This window comes from Xenorhabdus bharatensis (assembly GCF_037996705.1).
GTDB lineage: Bacteria > Pseudomonadota > Gammaproteobacteria > Enterobacterales > Enterobacteriaceae > Xenorhabdus > Xenorhabdus bharatensis.
The window spans coordinates 14278-30561 of sequence record NZ_JBBMXG010000015.1; the positions used below are offsets into that span (position 1 = coordinate 14278).

The window sequence follows — 16284 nt, forward strand, 5'->3', positions numbered from 1 at the left end:
TAAGTTTTATGTTGATAGCTCAATTGGATAACTCGTATGAATTTCCCCATCCAGAGACTGCACTGGCAGAACCAAATGGTTTGCTGGCATTTGGGGGTGATTTAAGTGCAGAACGATTAAAGACCGCATATCGCAAAGGCATTTTCCCGTGGTTTTCACCTAATGAACTGCCTTTGTGGTGGTCTCCCGATCCCAGGGCTGTCCTGATCCCTGGAGAATTACATACCGGCCGTACCTTACGACGTTTTATTCGCAAACACCCTTACCAATTTACGGTAAACTATGCTTTTGAACAGGTGATCTGTGGTTGTGCCCAGCGGCAGGAAGGCACATGGATCGGTTCTGACATTCAATTGGGCTACCAAACCTTACATCAGGAAGGTTTAGCTCACTCAGTTGAAGTTTGGCATAAACAACAGCTCGTCGGCGGGTTATATGGTGTTAATATGGGTACACTATTTTGCGGTGAATCGATGTTTAGCAAAATGGAGAATGCATCAAAGTGCGCTTTTGTGGTATTCTATCACCATTTTTTACGTCATGGCGGTCAATTGTTTGACTGTCAGGTGCTAAACCACCATACTGAATCACTGGGCGCCAAAAATATTCCAAGGAAAGAGTTTCTCCGGCATCTTGACCAATACCAGAAGCAATCATTGCAAATCGGTTGTTGGGATAAACAAACGCTGGCATTATAACCAATATTTGGTGGTTTATACCATTCACGGTGGGAGTGTCAATGCCATTATGAGGAAAATGATGGTGTAAAATACGACATTCCTTTACATAATGAGGGTTTTTCGGCATTATCTTGCCGGTTAAACTACGTTTGTTACATTTAGAGGATTAGATGGCCAAAGAAGACAATATTGAAATGCAAGGTACTGTGTTAGACACACTGCCAAACACCATGTTTCGTGTCGAATTAGAAAATGGGCATCCTGTCATTGCTCATATTTCAGGCAAAATGCGTAAAAACTATATCCGCATCCTGACTGGAGACAAGGTTACAGTTGAACTAACCCCATATGACCTGACCAAAGGCCGTATCATCTTCCGTAGCCGCTAAGTTCGATACCTTCTTAACACACCACAGGCTATGTTTTTCAACATTCGCCTGTGGTGTTGCTCTTTGCTTAATTGCTAGTTTTTCATATACCGTACTGATTATAGTACGGCATCTTCTGATTTTTTCTTGTTTGATTTTTGTACGCTTTTGAAATCATATTTCAGTACATTTTTCTCTTTATCGAGACTAATCCTGACTGAGCCTCCATGCACTAAAGAACCAAACAGTAATTCATTTGCCAATGGCTTTTTCAGGCTATCCTGAATCACACGTGCCATCGGACGGGCACCCATTGCTTTATCGTACCCTCTATCACATAACCACTGACGGGCATCCGTACTGATTTCCAGAGACACGCCTTTTTCATCCAATTGAACCTGCAATTCAACAATAAATTTATCAACCACTTGCTGAATAACTTCCGCAGACAATGAGTCAAACCAAATAATACTGTCAAGACGATTACGAAATTCGGGGGTAAAGGTTCGTTTGATCTCAACCATGCCATCAATGCTATTATCCTGTTCCGTGAACCCAATGGATTTACGCTGTATCTCACGTACTCCCGCATTGGTTGTCATCACCAGAATAACATTACGGAAATCCGCCTTTCTGCCATTGTTATCAGTCAACGTTCCGTTGTCCATCACCTGAAGCAGGATATTGAACACATCCGGATGAGCCTTCTCAATTTCATCAAGCAACAACACAGAATGAGGGTGCTTAATAATAGCATCCGTTAGTAAACCACCCTGATCATAACCAACATAACCAGGCGGAGCACCTATCAAGCGGCTGACAGTATGACGCTCCATATATTCAGACATATCAAAGCGTAATAATTTGATATTGAGTACTTTCGCCAACTGTACTGTAACTTCTGTTTTACCCACTCCGGTAGGCCCGGCAAACAGGAAAGAACCAACAGGTTTGTACTCCTGCCTCAACCCGGCACGGCTCATTTTGATGGCTTCGGTTAATACGCCGATTGCTTTGTCCTGACCAAAAACCAGCATTTTCAAACGATCATCCAGTGTTCTCAAGACATCTTTATCACTGGCTGAAACGGTTTTCTCCGGAATACGGGCAATACGTGCAACAACTGACTCAATATCTGCAACATTAATGGTTTTTCTGCGGCGGCTGATTGGAACTAACCTTGTACGCGCGCCTGCTTCATCAATCACATCAATGGCTTTATCCGGCAAATGACGATCAGTAATGTATTTCACCGACAGTTCAACAGCAGCCCGAATCGCTTTTGCTGTGTAGCGAACATCGTGATGCGCCTCATACTTAGCACGTAATCCATGAATAATCTGTACCGTTTCTTCGGAAGAAGGCTCCAGAATATCGATCTTCTGAAACCGACGGGCCAGGGCGCGATCTTTTTCAAAGATATTGCTGAATTCCTGATAAGTTGTCGAGCCAATCACCCGAATACGACCACTGGATAAAAGAGGTTTAATCAGATTGGCTGCATCCACCTGCCCACCCGAAGCGGCACCAGCACCGATAATAGTATGGATTTCGTCGATAAAGAGAATACTTTTGCTGTCCTGTTCCAGCGTTTTTAACAAGGTTTTGAAGCGCTTCTCAAAATCGCCCCGATATTTTGTCCCTGCCAATAATGAACCAATATCCAGTGAGTAAATCGTACAATCCTTCATCACTGCCGGAACATCTTTTTGCACGATGCGCCAGGCAAGCCCTTCAGCAATCGCAGTTTTACCGACTCCCGATTCACCAACAAGCAATGGGTTATTTTTGCGCCGGCGACACAGCACCTGAATTGTTCTTTCCAATTCATGCTGACGACCAACCAGCGGATCAATTTGCCCTTTTTGTGCAGACTGATTCAGATTTGTAGTGAAATTTTCCAATCTATCCTCACCTATCACTTGTTCTTCCTGAACTGGATTAACATTATGATGATTCTCATTATCGAGCTCATCTTTACGTGTTCCGTGAGATATAAAATTCACAACATCCAGCCGGCTGACATCATGCTTTCGCAGTAAGTAAGCCGCCTGAGATTCTTGTTCGCTAAAAATTGCAACCAGTACATTCGCCCCGGAAACTTCTGAGCGGCCTGAAGATTGAACATGAAATACCGCTCGTTGCAACACACGCTGAAAGCTCAATGTTGGCTGAGTATCCCTGTCATCATTCTCTGGTAATAAAGGGGTTGTTTGAGTAATAAAATTTTCTAGTTCCTGGCGTAAAACTGCCAGCTCGACCTTACAAGCCTCCAGTGCTTCTCGCGCTGATGTGTTACTTAACAACGCCAGTAGCAGGTGCTCGACAGTCATAAATTCATGTCTGTTATCCCTTGCTTTGGCAAAAGCAATGTTGAGACTCAGCTCCAATTCTTGATTGAGCATAAGCACCTCCTCCAAAATCAATAAGCCAGATCAGACTTTTTCCAGCGTGCAAAGTAACGGATGCTCGTGCTCCTTAGCATACATGTTCACTTGCGCAGCTTTAGTTTCTGCGACCTCTGCTGTATAAATACCGCAAATTGCCTTCCCTTGGTAATGGACATCCAGCATTAGTTGCGTTGCTCGTTCAATATCATAAGAAAAGAACTTTTGTAATACGTCAACCACAAACTCCATGGGGGTATAGTCATCGTTATTCAAAATTATCTTGTACATAGACGGCGGCTGTAGCGCTTGCTTTTCTTTGTCTTCTATAAATTCTTCAAGATTCAAGCTGTTATAAAACTGACTCATTGTCTTTCCACTGAGCATTATCTTTCTATCGGATTTTAGTATGAACTAATTCGTTCTACCTCTATATATTTTATCACTACATAAAGCACTCTGCTTATTCCCGTAGACGATCAGAGCCAGTATTCCACCTAAAAGTCTGATACCGTTATCTATATCAAACTTTGATGATTTGAGACAACCTGTCATAACTTCTGCACTTGACGATAAAATGAATTTCACTACAGTGTATTTTATGAACACCATTCCTAGCTGGACGACTGTTCATGATCCTGAAATTTTTAGTGATTCCTAAACCCGAAATCATAATACGAGGGATAGAGAAGTATGGAAACAGGTACAGTTAAATGGTTCAATAATGCGAAGGGCTTTGGATTTATTTGCCCGGCGAGTGGCGGCGAGGACATATTTGCTCACTATTCAACCATTCAGATGGATGGTTATAGGACGCTGAAAGCCGGACAAAAAGTGAATTTCAGCGTTAATCAAGGCCCTAAAGGCAATCATGCCTGTGTTATTGTTCCTTTGGAAGATGGCTCAAAATTAAAAAAGAGTAACCAATAGTTTCGTAATTCACACGCCATAGGTAAATCCCCCTTTATTTGTGGCGTGTTATTCAGCGGATAACCTCACTACTCCCCTTCCCTAAGAACCTACTGATTTTCATTCACAATAAATATAATTGAGTGAGATGTAAATCAATTGGGTGTAAATAAAACAGATGTAAAAATCAGGAGAGTTTTATCATCAAATATCAGTCATAACTGACGCATATATCTAAGGTAGCCATTTTCCATACCATACAAAAAGATATTACCCTGTTTCGCTTTGAATTTGCTTAATTTTTTTGTGAATTAAAAATGACAGGATAGTAAGAATAGGCTGAATTTCAGTAGGTTTCCCTTTCCTCGGCATGTTATAGTAGTGTGAATTATTTGTTGTTACAGCTTTTTTGGTTTTTATGACCAGTCAAAGATATACCAATGGATTTCGAAGTATGCCCTGCAACAAAAAAGCAACTTGAAAGACAAGCGTATAAAGCCAGATTAAAAGACGTTTATTATAAGGATATGTGACATGTTTTCAGGATTACTAATTATCCTCCTTCCATTGAGCCTGGGTTATCTGATTCGCCTAAATAACAAAACGATACTTACCCGAGTTCATCAATTACTCAATGTCATGGTTTATCTCATTCTCCTGCTTATGGGGATCAGCCTTGCAATGCTGGATAATCTGGGCAGTAATTTACTCTCTATCCTATTGTATGCAATGACATTTTTCCTGTGTATATTCGCAACTAACTGGCTTGCACTTTTTTTTCTGGATAAAAAAGAACCGTGGATTATTACAGGGCATAAACAGGAAACTCCCCCTTCTCGCCTGCATATGGCATTAGACTCCATCAAATTATGTAGTGCATTAATATTCGGTTTTTTGCTCGGTCTGACTGAATGGTCATGGTTTCATTTTTCCAGCAAAGCCAGTGAAATCACCTTAATTTTCTTACTGTTTTTTGTGGGTATCCAACTACGTAATAACGGCTTGAGCCTAAAGCAAACATTCATGAATCGCCGTGGAGCTGTTGTTGCGATTATTGTCGCTATCAGTTCACTTATTGGTGGCGTGATAGCAGCGTTCCTGCTTGGTTTACCAACCAAGACTGGCTTGGCTGTTGCATCCGGATATGGCTGGTATTCTCTTTCCGGCATTTTAATTTCTGATGCCTACGGGCCAGTACTTGGCAGTACAGCTTTTTTTAATGATCTGGCTCGTGAACTGGCATCTATTATGCTTCTTCCCATGCTAATCAATCGCTATCGCTCAACGGCACTAGGTTTAACCGGAGCTGCATCAATCGATTTCACATTACCCATATTACAGCGTTGTGGGGGTATAAGTATTGTACCCGCAGCCATCGTTCACGGTTTCATTTTAAGCCTGATGACGCCTATATTTATCGCATTTTTTACCCAATAGATTTATATAAATAAACGCATAACGTTATTTAACAATCTCATATTTACACTAAAAAAAGTCACTCAACAAAAGGTAAAAAAAGAACAACGCCTGATTATAAAACCCATAAAACTGACTAAAATAACGATTTTACGCGCACATTATTGCATAGTTATTCCTTTGGGATTAATATCCCATCAACTAATTAACTATTCATAGTTTTCGCATGAAAATTCAATTAAAAAATATCAATTGTTTCTATGGAACTAATCAGGCTCTGTTTGATATCAATTTTGAATGTGGTTCAGGGGAAACCGTCGTTCTGCTTGGGCCTAGTGGTGCAGGCAAAAGTTCCTTATTGAGAGTCCTGAATTTACTCGAGATGCCACGTTCCGGCCAGTTAAGTGTAGCAAAGCATCAATTTGATTTTAAACAACCGCCTAACGCAAAAGAAATCCGTGCCCTGCGGCAGAATGTAGGGATGGTTTTTCAGCAATATAACTTATGGCCACATTTAACCGTAATGGATAACCTGACTGAAGCTCCCTGTCGGGTGCAGGGATTATCCAAACAGCAATCCATGGAAAAAGCGGCCAAATTACTCTCCCGCCTTCGTCTTGAAGAGTTTGCGAATCGCTTTCCGCTGCACTTGTCAGGGGGGCAACAGCAACGGGTCGCTATTGCGCGGGCGCTAATGATGGAGCCTCAGGTTCTGTTATTTGATGAACCAACAGCTGCACTTGATCCCGAAATCACATCTCAGGTTGTTGATATCATAAGAGAACTGGCAGAAACCGGAATTACCCAAATTATTGTGACACATGAAGTGGAACTTGCCCGTAAAACAGCCAGCCAGGTTATCTACATGGAAAAAGGACGAATTATAGAAAAAGGTGATGCTAGTCATTTTTTGAAGCCTCAAACTGAAGCTTTTGCTCATTATTTGTCACACTAAGTTTGTCATACTGAGCCAGCCATACAGATAATGTCAGAAAAATAATCATCAATCACATGCTCATCAATTACAGGACATGGCTATGAAAAAATTCTTGCTTGCAGCGTTATTAACTACAGTCACTCTATCAGCAACCGCAACGGAAAAAGAAACTCTGCGTTTCGCAACGGAAGCGACCTATCCTCCATTTGAATTCGTTGGTGCTGACAATAAGATTCAGGGATTCGATGTCGATCTGGCAGACGCAATGTGTAAAAAACTTAATGCCGAATGCAGTTTCACTAATCAGGCATTTGACAGTCTTATTCCCAGCCTGAAATTCCGGCGCGTTGATGTGTTAATGGCGGGTATTGATATTACGCCTGACAGAAAAAAACAGGTTGATTTTACTGATACTTATTACGATAACTCTGCCAACTTCGTGACTGTCAAAGGCAAATTTTCCAAAATTGATGAGTTAAAAGGAAAGTTAGTAGGCACTCAGAATGGCACAACACATCAAAAATACCTGATGGAACAGCATAAAGAGTTAAAAACAGTGCCATATGATAGCTACCAGAATGCAATTCTCGATCTGAAAAATGGTCGTATTGAGGCAATATTCGGTGACACTGCTGTTGTCAATGAATGGCTAAAAAAGAATAAAGAGTTAGGGACCATTGGTGAGAAAGTCACTGATAAAGATTACTTTGGCACAGGTTTAGGTATCGCGGTTCGTAAGGGCAATACAGGCTTATTAAATAAACTGAATAAAGCTCTGGCGGAAATCAAACAGGATGGTACTTATGACACCATCTACGAAAAATGGTTTGGCAAAAATAATTAATTGAACTCCAATGAATGAATTTCAATCTTTAATGAGTGCCGCCGGTATCACCGTCGGCCTTGCTGTTTCCTCTCTTATAGCCGGTTTGATTCTGGCAATGATTTTTGCTGGCTGGGAGTCTTCCCGCTGGAAAACCTTCGCTTTTTTAGGTTCCTGCTGGGTTACCCTGATCCGTGGGTTACCTGAAATTCTGGTGGTTCTTTTTATCTACTTCGGGAGTTCACAGCTTCTTATCATTTTATCAGAAGGTTTTGATGTCAATCTGATCGTCTGGCAATTCCGAATACAGATGGAAATTGACAATTTTGACGTCAGCCCTTTCCTGTGCGGTGTTATTGCGCTTTCACTCCTTTATTCTGCCTATGCATCCCAAACAATAAGAGGCGCATTAAAAGCTATTCCTATCGGGCAAAGGGAAGCGGGTCAGGCACTGGGATTAAGCCAAAGCCGCATCTTTTTCCGGCTGGTCATGCCACAAATGTGGCGCCATGCTTTACCCGGGTTAGGTAATCAATGGTTAGTTTTATTAAAGGATACAGCTCTGGTCTCATTAATCAGCGTTAATGATTTGATGTTACAAACAAAAAGCATCGCCACTCGTACACAAGAGCCATTCACCTGGTATATGGTAGCCGCTATCATCTATTTGGTTATCACACTAGTGAGCCAATTTATCCTCAAACGACTTGAAGTACGTACGACTCATTTTGAACGGAGTGCTTCTGATGCTTGAGTATATAAAGGATATCTTACCGGGCCTGCAAACCAGCCTGAGCCTTACTTTTACAGCGTTGTTGGTGGCGTTTATGCTATCAGTCATCCTGACTGTGATTCTGACAATGAAACTGCCGGTGCTATCTCAATTAGTGAAAGGCTATATAACACTATTCACCGGCACTCCCTTACTCGTACAGTTCTTTTTAATTTACTATGGTCCCGGGCAATTTCCAGCCATAAAAGCATACCCGTGGTTATGGCAGTTAATGTCTGAACCGTGGCTCTGTGCGATGGTGACGCTGGCTTTAAATAGCGCAGCCTATTCTACTCAACTGTTTTATGGGGCAGTTAAGGCAATCCCGGAAGGACAATGGCAATCCTGTTATGCACTGGGTATGTCACAGGCACATTCCATGCGTATATTACTGCCGTATGCCTTCAAACGAGCGCTCTCGTCCTATTCCAATGAGGTTGTATTAATTTTCAAAAGCACTTCACTGGCCAGTACAATCACACTGTTGGATATTATGGGATACAGCCAGCTACAATTTGGCCGCAGTTATGATGCAACCGTTTTTGTTGCAGCAGGTATCATTTATCTCTGCATAAATGGTCTTTTGACATTACTGATGCGTATTTTTGAACGGCGCACACTATCATTTGAGCAACGCAATTAAACAACCACTAGCTATGATGTATCTTTGCTTCCATTGATGATTACCAACAATGGAAGCTATTCTTTCATTACGGGCTAACCATTATCCAGAACCAACAGAGCCAGCGTTTCATAATGTTCAGTGTGTGGAAACATATCGAATAACTGCACTTTTTCTATTCGGTATCGTTCGAGCATGGTGATATCTTTTGCCATCGTTTCCGCATTACAGCTTGAATAAAGAATATACTCAGGTGCCATTCGGTTAAGATACTGGCAAAGCTCTTTACCTATCCCCCTTCGAGGCGGGTTAACTAATACCAATTCTGGAGTCTGCGATTTCTCAAGAGCGAAGTGAGTAGAATCCAGTGCCTGAAATTCAACATGTTTGAGCCCGAGGCTCTCGGCTGAATTTCTGGCACAGGCAATAGCTTCCTCACTGATCTCAATGCCTGTCAGCTTGGTTTCTTTATCTGCACAATGCAGACCAAAACCTCCCGCCCCACAAAACAGATCCCACATACTGCCTATATTCAGCTCCCTGACCCACTGCCCTGCTGTCATATATAACTGTGAAGCAATAACCGGATTCGTCTGGAAGAAACTCCGGGGCCGAATATACAACGGAATATTATTGAAATTTTCCTGCAACATTTTCTTTTCAGTGAAAATAATTTCTTTTTCACCTTCAAGGATCGCCATATGTGTCGGTTGGATATTCGCAGAAATTACCGTCAGTTGTGGTAACTTTTCCTGTAACCACGGTAAGGATCGTTGTAACTGCGCCAGTTTTGTTTCTGAACGTAACACAAACCTCAGCATCATTTCTTTATCAGCCCGGCTTTCGGTCAACAGAATATATTTCAGTTCACCTTTTTTACGTGCAACGTTGTATGGGACTAACCCCGCTTTCGCAATAAATATTTTTATTACTTCAAAAACTGGCTGAAAGTGTTGCGGATACAAAGGACAATCACAAAGATCAACTGTTCTTCCATCCCTATGCAGCATTCCGAGCAGCGGACGCTCAACACTGCCACTCACGACCATTTTAGCTTTATTACGAAACTCACTGAGCTGGCTGGCAACAGGAGGCTGCCAGCGCGTGTTCGGAGTATCTCGTAAAAGCCGTTGTAAATGTTCTTGTTTATCTGATAACTGATTTAAATAGGACTTATCAAGCCACTGGCAGGAGTGACAATGCCCCGCGGTATACTGCGCACACTGCATTGTAAAAAACCACATTAAAAAATATTAGTGCAAGGTAAACGTTGATGTTTCTGTCGAAGCCTGTGCCTCATCTTCTTCATCTTCTACTTCCATTTCACTTTCCATATCACTCGTGACATAAAGGAAATTGTTACTGTGAACTTCAAAGATCACATTGGCAATTTGCTCCTCACCCAGTTTCAGAAAATGAGAAAATTGCTGGAACGTCATACCGGCGGCGATAGGAAATGACTGGCAAACAATAAGCTTAGGCAAATTTTCATCCTGAATATCAAGGAATGCCTTCACAGTCAGAGAACTGGCATTAATCTGGCTCAGATTCGCAACCAATGGAATGATAGCTGTTGGCCGGACTTCTGCCAGAGCGGAGAAAAAGACAACATCCCCCAACAGATCAATCTTGGCATCAAACAGCCCCTCAATATTCTGCATATGAGGCAAATGCAATACCTGGCTTGCTTCATTTTCAAAATAAGAAATTTTGAGCTTATCGAGCCAATTACGTAATGTTGCTAAATTTGGGGTAACCATAGAATCCATTGAATCAACCTCATATGACTAAAAGTGACACCTGCTACCTTCAGAAAACACTCTATTAGGATAGCAACATGAAATCGTTAACCTATTTTGTTTTTTCTCCATCAGAGACAACCCGATGATTGCTGCCCTCTTTCTTATGATCAATACCTAAGAAAGAAAGATTATAGATCGCACGCCAGATAATATGGATAGCTGCGGGAATCAAACAGCCAATGCCCAATAAGATCATAGCAACGTGTGCTTCTGTCGTCATTAGTAAAGGTGATAGAATTAGACTATCTGTTACCGATAAATAGACTAACACTAATAACCCGATACCCAATAGTTCTAATAGAATAACCAGCTTTGGCATATCAGCCAACGAACGCATCTCTTTTGATGAACTTTTCTTCATTTGTTGACTACCTTCCAAACCTGATACGGGTGATAAATTTTGAGCATATCTCACCAGATAATCATACCTGAGCCACTTGTATTGGCAGGACTAATTAAAGCGAAAGGAAATTCCTGCTTTTTTTTACCGACGCTTACAGGCATAGTAACTCAAGATGACATATCAATGTAGTCCATGATCATTACTACTTAAGGAGTTTATATGTACACTGTCATTTTTGGTCGCCCTGGTTGCCCATACTGTGTCCGCGCAAAAGAACTGGCTGAAAAATTAAAAACAGAGCGTGAAGACTTTGATTACCGTTATGTAGATATCTTGGCAGAGGGTATCACCAAAGAAGACTTGTCAAAAACGGTGGGCAAAACTGTTGAGACTGTTCCTCAGATTTTCATTGATGAAACACACATTGGCGGTTGCACTGACTTTGAAGCCTACGCCAAAGAAAATCTAGAACTGTATAAATAATCGCAGCACCATTGCTGTTCAGGTAAAAGAACCCTCTTAGCTTGAGCAGCAAATATCTCTTTCATTCTAAAAGAAATTCCAGACCACACCCTTCAAAAAGCCCACTAAATAGAAAAAATTCTGTAATTTTTTTACGATCGCGAGAACTTTCAGGTTTTCGTACAGTCTCAATTAGTGCCACTGCTTTTCTTTGATGTCCCCATATTGAGGAGCCCGATAGTCATCCCCTTTGGTTAAAGACTATCGGGTTTTTTGTTTATACATTCTTGTTTATACATGGTGTTAAGCAAGTGAAAAACAACTTATCCCATATCATGAATACATTATTGACCTACCCAACTGCAACAATCATTAAATAAAATGACAAATGAAGGCGATACCGCTTTACTGATCCACATGCTAAAATTATTGTTTTTACCGATAAATAGATAAACACGTTATCGTATTTTTACTCCAAGGCACGTGTGAGGCTCATCTTGCTAGAACAACTGAACCACGATTTGTTTAACCTTATCAATGCAACACCAGATTCATCATCAGGCATGATCATGTTTTCGATCTTTATTGCAAAATATCTGGTGTATGTATATCCCATAACACTGGCAGTTTTCTGGCTTTGGGGGAAAAAAGAGGCCATTTCACATCAACGTATTGTTGTCAGTAAATCCTGTATCGCCTTTGCCTTTGCCATAACGGCATCAACCATTATTGGAGCACTTGTTCCTCATGCCCGCCCGTTTGTTGAAGGGGTTGGCTATAACTTTCTCGCTCATGCACCTACAGTTTCATTTCCCAGTAACCACGGTACAGCCGTGTTTACGTTTTCACTGGCATTTCTTTTCTGGCATCGCATCTGGTCAGGATTGTGTCTGATGGTTATTGCATGTGCTATCGTGTGGGCCCGAGTTTATGTTGGCGTTCATTGGCCAATTGACATGATTGGAGCCTTTTTAGTCAGCCTGATGGGGTGTGCATGTTCCCAGATATTCTGGCATCGGTACGGCGCATTTTTACAAAACAAGCTGACTTCCCTTTATCAATTCTTCTGTTCCTTTTTGATTAAAAGAGGCTGGGTGCAAAATTAGCTTGTTTTTCCCTCAGAAGGAAAAATGCCCAATAAATTTCAAGTTGTAGTTTTGTTGGCTACAACTTGAAAAACAACAAATATACATATGAAGCGCCCTCAATCATCATAAAACTCTGCGTTATATATAACATCACACAATGGAGTATCATTACTCTTTCTACATAAAAAATAACCAATGATAATTCCCTTTCATATGATGACTGTTTAAAATTAAGATGTTTATTAAGTTATAATACTCAATACCAAATTCCTATTGATAAAACCCAGATCTTAAGCCAACCCCAAAAACAGAATTATTTTACTTTTATTTCAGCACGATACAATCAGAATAAATAAATGCAATTTTTAATTCCAATTAAAGCGGTTAGTATTAGCCCTTGTGATTTAGAATACAAATTTCAAAATTAAAATTTTTATTAATATTTTAATAAATATATTATCCACATAACCAGAACAAGAAGTTTAAATTTAAATTATGATATTTATTACCTTAATTTCTTACCGCCGCATTTTATTTAATATTTAATTAACATCATTATAAAGATTCGTAACATATTAACTTTACGATATAAATCTTGCAATTGCGAGAGCGATCACGGTACATTTTACTAAAAATAATTATATTTCCCTTAGCAAATGTCTGTGGTTAAAAATTTTGATTTAAATATCAAAAATAGGGCTAAACGGGATCTCGAATCCTCAGTCTAAAATGGCTGTATTTTAAGCGACATTATTAGTATATAAATAAACATGTATAAATAAACGTCAGCTCAACATCTGACAACTTATTATTCATATAACGAATCCAACTCGTGCATTTTATTAATGCGCGGGTTTAGTAGTTTTTAAATTTTACTTTACCGCGTTATTTCGGAGATATTTATGGACACATCTCAAGCAGGTTCAATCGCATCCTCTGCTTCCGGCAGCAAAAGCGATTACTCTACCTGGCGTAAATCAGACACTGTATGGATGTTGGGATTATATGGTACAGCCATCGGGGCTGGCGTTCTGTTTCTTCCCATAAACGCCGGGATTGGCGGATTAATACCACTTATCATTATGGCTCTGCTCGCACTTCCGATGACATTTTTTGCTCACCGGGGAATGTGTCGTTTCGTCCTGTCCGGCAAAAATAGCGGTGAAGATATCACTGGTGTAGTAGAAGAACATTTCGGGAAAGTAGCAGGCTTTTTTATCACTATCCTCTACTTCTTTGCTATCTACCCTATCCTGCTGGTTTACAGTGTCGCACTGACCAATACGGTAGAAAGTTTCATTACCCACCAGCTGCATATGAATGCACCTCCTCGCGCACTGCTGGCACTGGTCTTGATTCTCGGCGTTATGAGTATTATCCGTTTCGGTGAGCAAGCCATTGTTAAAGCAATGAGCGTACTAGTATTCCCATTCGTCACTGTACTAATGCTGCTGGCTCTGTATCTGGTTCCTCATTGGAACACTGCGATTTTTGACACTCTGTCACTGGAAAATGCCGTTTCTTCCACAAACAGTCACGGTCTGCTGTTCACCTTGTGGCTGGCTATTCCGGTTATGGTTTTCTCTTTCAACCATTCTCCAATCATCTCTGCGTTTGCTGTAGCAAAACGTGAAGAATACGGCGAAAACGCGGAAAAGAAATGTTCACGCATTCTGGGTTATGCTCATATCATGATGGTACTGACAGTCATGTTCTTTGTGTTCAGCTGCGTACTCAGCCTGTCACCAGAAAATCTGGCAGAAGCAAAAGCGCAGAACATTACTATCCTGTCTTATCTGGCTAACCACTTTAATACACCACTCATTGAGTATATTGCTCCATTCATTGCCTTTATCGCTATTACCAAATCATTCCTTGGTCACTATCTGGGTGCTCGCGAAGGTTTTAACGGTATCGTTAGTAAAGCTATGAGCGCACGAGGCAAATCTATTCAGCACAAAACGCTGAATCGAATCACCAGCCTTTTCATGCTGATCAGCGCATGGATTATCGCTACTCTTAACCCAAGTATTCTGAACATCATTGAATCTCTGGGTGGCCCAATCATTGCCATGATCCTGTTCATCATGCCAATGTATGCCATTTACAAAGTACCTGCTATGCGTAAATACGCAGGCAAACCAAGCAATATCTTCGTTATTGTGACAGGTTCAATTGCCATTTCTGCTGCAGTTTACTCTGTAATGTAACCGATATATCAGGTAACTTTTTATAGTTATCCTCCTGAAAAAAATGCCAGTCTCTTTTATAGGACTGGCATTTTTATACCGCTCTGCCTGTATGATACACAATGAATTTCAATTTGCATCGCGACGGCAAGAGAGTAAATCCCCAGGAGCATAGATAACTATGTGACTGGGGTGAACGAGCGCAGCCAACAAAGAGGCAACTTGAAAGACGAAGTGTATATATTTTCGTATTTTTAAATCACCTATTAACTGAAAATTGAGTTAAACCAGCCACTAACCGTCTTCACAATAAAATCCCAGATACGGCCAAAGAATCCCGTTTCCTCAACGGCTTCTTTCACTACCAGCGGGTGTTGCCCAATGACTTTCCCATCCAACATAAAATCAACGGTTCCTACAACCTGATTTTTTGCCAATGGTGCTTCCAGCTCAGGCTGATTCAGGGTGAAACTCGCTTTCACATTACCAGCCTGCCCACGCAGGAGAGTCACCGCGGCATCTTTTTCAACACCTAATGCTACTTCCGAGCGAGTTCCGTACCAGACTTTTTGTGTGACAAAAACAGTATCAGCCTTTAATGGAATCGTCGTTTCATAAAAACGAAAGCCCCATGACAGAAGCTTTTCACTATCCACAAAGCGCATCCGATCACTTGAAGCTCCCAAGACAACCGAGATTAAGCGCATCGGGCCTTCTGTTGCAGATGCGACAAGGTTATATCCCGCACCACTGGTATGCCCTGTTTTTATGCCATCCACATTCATATTCTGATTCCACAACAAACGGTTGCGGTTGGGTTGGCGGATCTTGTTAAACGTAAATTCTTTTTCTTTATTCAGCGCATATTCATCCGGAACATCACGGATCATCGCCTGCCCCAAAACAGCCATATCTCGCGCAGTACTGTACTGCCCTGAAGCATCTAACCCATGCACTGTTTTAAAATGCGTATTCGTCAGCCCCAGTGACTGAGAATATTTATTCATCAAATCAACAAAAGCTTCCTGACTTCCTGCGACATAATCAGCGAGCGCAATGCTCGCATCATTGCCAGACTGGATCACAATCCCACGATTCAAATCAATAACTTTGACTCTATCACCCGGTTTTAAAAACATCAGGGATGAGCCTTTGAGCACAGGATTCCCTGTCGCCCACGCATCCTGTCCCACTGTAACCATATCGTCCTGAGAGATCTTACCTGACTTCATTGCCTGCCCAATGACATAGCTAGTCATCATTTTTGTCAGACTTGCAGGATCTAAACGTTCATCAGCATTATTTGATGCCAGAATTTTCCCGCTGGCATAATCCATCAAAACATAAGATTTCGCATCAACTTCAGGTGCTGTGGGTTCGTCCATTGCATATAAGCTGGTACTCGCCAGCCAAAAAACACCCAGCCCCACCGTAAAAGACTTTATTCTCTTAATATGACCTCTTCTTTTCATCATTATCATCTGCC

General features: G+C 41.2%; 17 protein-coding genes. 11 read left to right on the forward strand and 6 right to left on the reverse strand.

Translation table 11 applies throughout. The annotated features are described in order from the left end of the window. Positions 1-8: 8 nt before the first annotated feature. Both aat and infA read left to right on the forward strand, forming a co-directional pair. Positions 9-698: a leucyl/phenylalanyl-tRNA--protein transferase gene (aat, locus tag AAC855_RS14510; protein ID WP_340610523.1), complete on the forward strand. Its 690-nt coding sequence runs from the start codon at positions 9-11 to the stop codon at positions 696-698. Positions 699-850: 152 nt separating this feature from the next. Further along, positions 851-1069, forward strand: a complete 219-nt coding sequence (infA, locus tag AAC855_RS14515; protein ID WP_340610524.1) for a translation initiation factor IF-1 — start codon at positions 851-853, stop codon at positions 1067-1069. A gap of 98 nt (positions 1070-1167) precedes the next feature. Here infA and clpA read toward each other — a convergent pair whose 3' ends face one another. Both clpA and clpS read right to left on the reverse strand, forming a co-directional pair. Further along, on the reverse strand, positions 1168-3453 hold the full coding sequence (gene clpA, locus AAC855_RS14520; RefSeq protein WP_340610525.1) for an ATP-dependent Clp protease ATP-binding subunit ClpA: 2286 nt from the start codon (positions 3451-3453) through the stop codon (positions 1168-1170). Between the two features lie 30 nt (positions 3454-3483). After that, entirely contained in the window at positions 3484-3804 is a 321-nt protein-coding gene (gene clpS, locus AAC855_RS14525) for an ATP-dependent Clp protease adapter ClpS (RefSeq protein WP_228859774.1), read from the reverse strand. A 324-nt stretch (positions 3805-4128) separates the two neighbouring features. Here clpS and cspD point away from each other — a divergent pair, with 324 nt between their 5' ends. From cspD to artM, 6 genes are all read left to right on the forward strand, one after another. Further along, the gene (gene cspD, locus AAC855_RS14530) at positions 4129-4365 is read left to right on the forward strand and encodes a cold shock-like protein CspD (protein ID WP_099110679.1); all 237 of its coding nucleotides are present in this window, start codon (positions 4129-4131) and stop codon (positions 4363-4365) included. 513 nt (positions 4366-4878) lie between these two features. Further along, positions 4879-5781: a LysO family transporter gene (locus AAC855_RS14535; RefSeq protein WP_340610526.1), complete on the forward strand. Its 903-nt coding sequence runs from the start codon at positions 4879-4881 to the stop codon at positions 5779-5781. A gap of 205 nt (positions 5782-5986) precedes the next feature. Next, entirely contained in the window at positions 5987-6715 is a 729-nt protein-coding gene (gene artP, locus AAC855_RS14540; protein ID WP_340610527.1) for an arginine ABC transporter ATP-binding protein ArtP, read from the forward strand. 82 nt (positions 6716-6797) lie between these two features. Further along, positions 6798-7541, forward strand: a complete 744-nt coding sequence (gene artJ, locus AAC855_RS14545) for an arginine ABC transporter substrate-binding protein (protein ID WP_340610529.1) — start codon at positions 6798-6800, stop codon at positions 7539-7541. Positions 7542-7551: 10 nt separating this feature from the next. Continuing rightward, positions 7552-8274 carry an arginine ABC transporter permease ArtQ gene (gene artQ / locus AAC855_RS14550; protein ID WP_340610530.1) on the forward strand — a complete coding sequence of 241 codons (723 nt, stop codon included), beginning with the start codon at positions 7552-7554 and terminating at the stop codon, positions 8272-8274. Further along, positions 8267-8935 carry an arginine ABC transporter permease ArtM gene (artM, locus tag AAC855_RS14555; RefSeq protein WP_340610531.1) on the forward strand — a complete coding sequence of 223 codons (669 nt, stop codon included), beginning with the start codon at positions 8267-8269 and terminating at the stop codon, positions 8933-8935. The genes artQ and artM overlap by 8 nt, the downstream gene beginning before the upstream one ends. Before the next feature lie 74 nt (positions 8936-9009). Here the strand turns inward: artM and rlmC are convergent, their stop codons facing one another. The 3 genes from rlmC to AAC855_RS14570 form a co-directional block, all read right to left on the reverse strand. Beyond that, positions 9010-10143 (reverse strand): 23S rRNA (uracil(747)-C(5))-methyltransferase RlmC, encoded by a 1134-nt coding sequence (gene rlmC / locus AAC855_RS14560; protein ID WP_340610532.1) that lies wholly within the window; start codon positions 10141-10143, stop codon positions 9010-9012. Positions 10144-10167: 24 nt separating this feature from the next. Continuing rightward, the gene (locus AAC855_RS14565) at positions 10168-10683 is read right to left on the reverse strand and encodes a type III secretion system chaperone family protein (RefSeq protein ID WP_099110672.1); all 516 of its coding nucleotides are present in this window, start codon (positions 10681-10683) and stop codon (positions 10168-10170) included. An 82-nt stretch (positions 10684-10765) separates the two neighbouring features. After that, positions 10766-11077, reverse strand: a complete 312-nt coding sequence (locus AAC855_RS14570; RefSeq protein WP_340610533.1) for a YbjC family protein — start codon at positions 11075-11077, stop codon at positions 10766-10768. 201 nt (positions 11078-11278) lie between these two features. Here AAC855_RS14570 and AAC855_RS14575 point away from each other — a divergent pair, with 201 nt between their 5' ends. From AAC855_RS14575 to AAC855_RS14585, 3 genes are all read left to right on the forward strand, one after another. Continuing rightward, positions 11279-11542: a GrxA family glutaredoxin gene (locus AAC855_RS14575; RefSeq protein WP_086953673.1), complete on the forward strand. Its 264-nt coding sequence runs from the start codon at positions 11279-11281 to the stop codon at positions 11540-11542. 476 nt (positions 11543-12018) lie between these two features. Beyond that, positions 12019-12627 (forward strand): undecaprenyl-diphosphate phosphatase, encoded by a 609-nt coding sequence (gene ybjG, locus AAC855_RS14580; RefSeq protein ID WP_340610534.1) that lies wholly within the window; start codon positions 12019-12021, stop codon positions 12625-12627. 884 nt (positions 12628-13511) lie between these two features. Next, positions 13512-14819, forward strand: coding sequence for an HAAAP family serine/threonine permease (locus tag AAC855_RS14585; protein ID WP_340610535.1), 1308 nt, complete (start codon positions 13512-13514; stop codon positions 14817-14819). A 245-nt stretch (positions 14820-15064) separates the two neighbouring features. Here AAC855_RS14585 and AAC855_RS14590 read toward each other — a convergent pair whose 3' ends face one another. Next, positions 15065-16273 carry a serine hydrolase gene (locus AAC855_RS14590; protein WP_340610537.1) on the reverse strand — a complete coding sequence of 403 codons (1209 nt, stop codon included), beginning with the start codon at positions 16271-16273 and terminating at the stop codon, positions 15065-15067. Between the last annotated feature and the right edge of the window lie 11 nt (positions 16274-16284).

What these genes read in the sequence shown, in the direction of transcription:
- AAC855_RS14565 (WP_099110672.1), bottom strand. Translation starts at nt 10,683, where the DNA reads ATGGATTCTATGGTTACCCCAAATTTAGCAACATTACGTAATTGGCTC.
- AAC855_RS14570 (WP_340610533.1), bottom strand. Translation starts at nt 11,077, where the DNA reads ATGAAGAAAAGTTCATCAAAAGAGATGCGTTCGTTGGCTGATATGCCA.
- AAC855_RS14575 (WP_086953673.1), top strand. Translation starts at nt 11,279, where the DNA reads ATGTACACTGTCATTTTTGGTCGCCCTGGTTGCCCATACTGTGTCCGC.
- artP (WP_340610527.1), top strand. Translation starts at nt 5,987, where the DNA reads ATGAAAATTCAATTAAAAAATATCAATTGTTTCTATGGAACTAATCAG.
- AAC855_RS14585 (WP_340610535.1), top strand. Translation starts at nt 13,512, where the DNA reads ATGGACACATCTCAAGCAGGTTCAATCGCATCCTCTGCTTCCGGCAGC.
- artQ (WP_340610530.1), top strand. Translation starts at nt 7,552, where the DNA reads ATGAATGAATTTCAATCTTTAATGAGTGCCGCCGGTATCACCGTCGGC.
- infA (WP_340610524.1), top strand. Translation starts at nt 851, where the DNA reads ATGGCCAAAGAAGACAATATTGAAATGCAAGGTACTGTGTTAGACACA.
- artM (WP_340610531.1), top strand. Translation starts at nt 8,267, where the DNA reads ATGCTTGAGTATATAAAGGATATCTTACCGGGCCTGCAAACCAGCCTG.
- AAC855_RS14535 (WP_340610526.1), top strand. Translation starts at nt 4,879, where the DNA reads ATGTTTTCAGGATTACTAATTATCCTCCTTCCATTGAGCCTGGGTTAT.
- artJ (WP_340610529.1), top strand. Translation starts at nt 6,798, where the DNA reads ATGAAAAAATTCTTGCTTGCAGCGTTATTAACTACAGTCACTCTATCA.
- aat (WP_340610523.1), top strand. Translation starts at nt 9, where the DNA reads ATGTTGATAGCTCAATTGGATAACTCGTATGAATTTCCCCATCCAGAG.
- clpA (WP_340610525.1), bottom strand. Translation starts at nt 3,453, where the DNA reads ATGCTCAATCAAGAATTGGAGCTGAGTCTCAACATTGCTTTTGCCAAA.
- clpS (WP_228859774.1), bottom strand. Translation starts at nt 3,804, where the DNA reads ATGAGTCAGTTTTATAACAGCTTGAATCTTGAAGAATTTATAGAAGAC.
- rlmC (WP_340610532.1), bottom strand. Translation starts at nt 10,143, where the DNA reads ATGCAGTGTGCGCAGTATACCGCGGGGCATTGTCACTCCTGCCAGTGG.
- cspD (WP_099110679.1), top strand. Translation starts at nt 4,129, where the DNA reads ATGGAAACAGGTACAGTTAAATGGTTCAATAATGCGAAGGGCTTTGGA.
- AAC855_RS14590 (WP_340610537.1), bottom strand. Translation starts at nt 16,273, where the DNA reads ATGATGAAAAGAAGAGGTCATATTAAGAGAATAAAGTCTTTTACGGTG.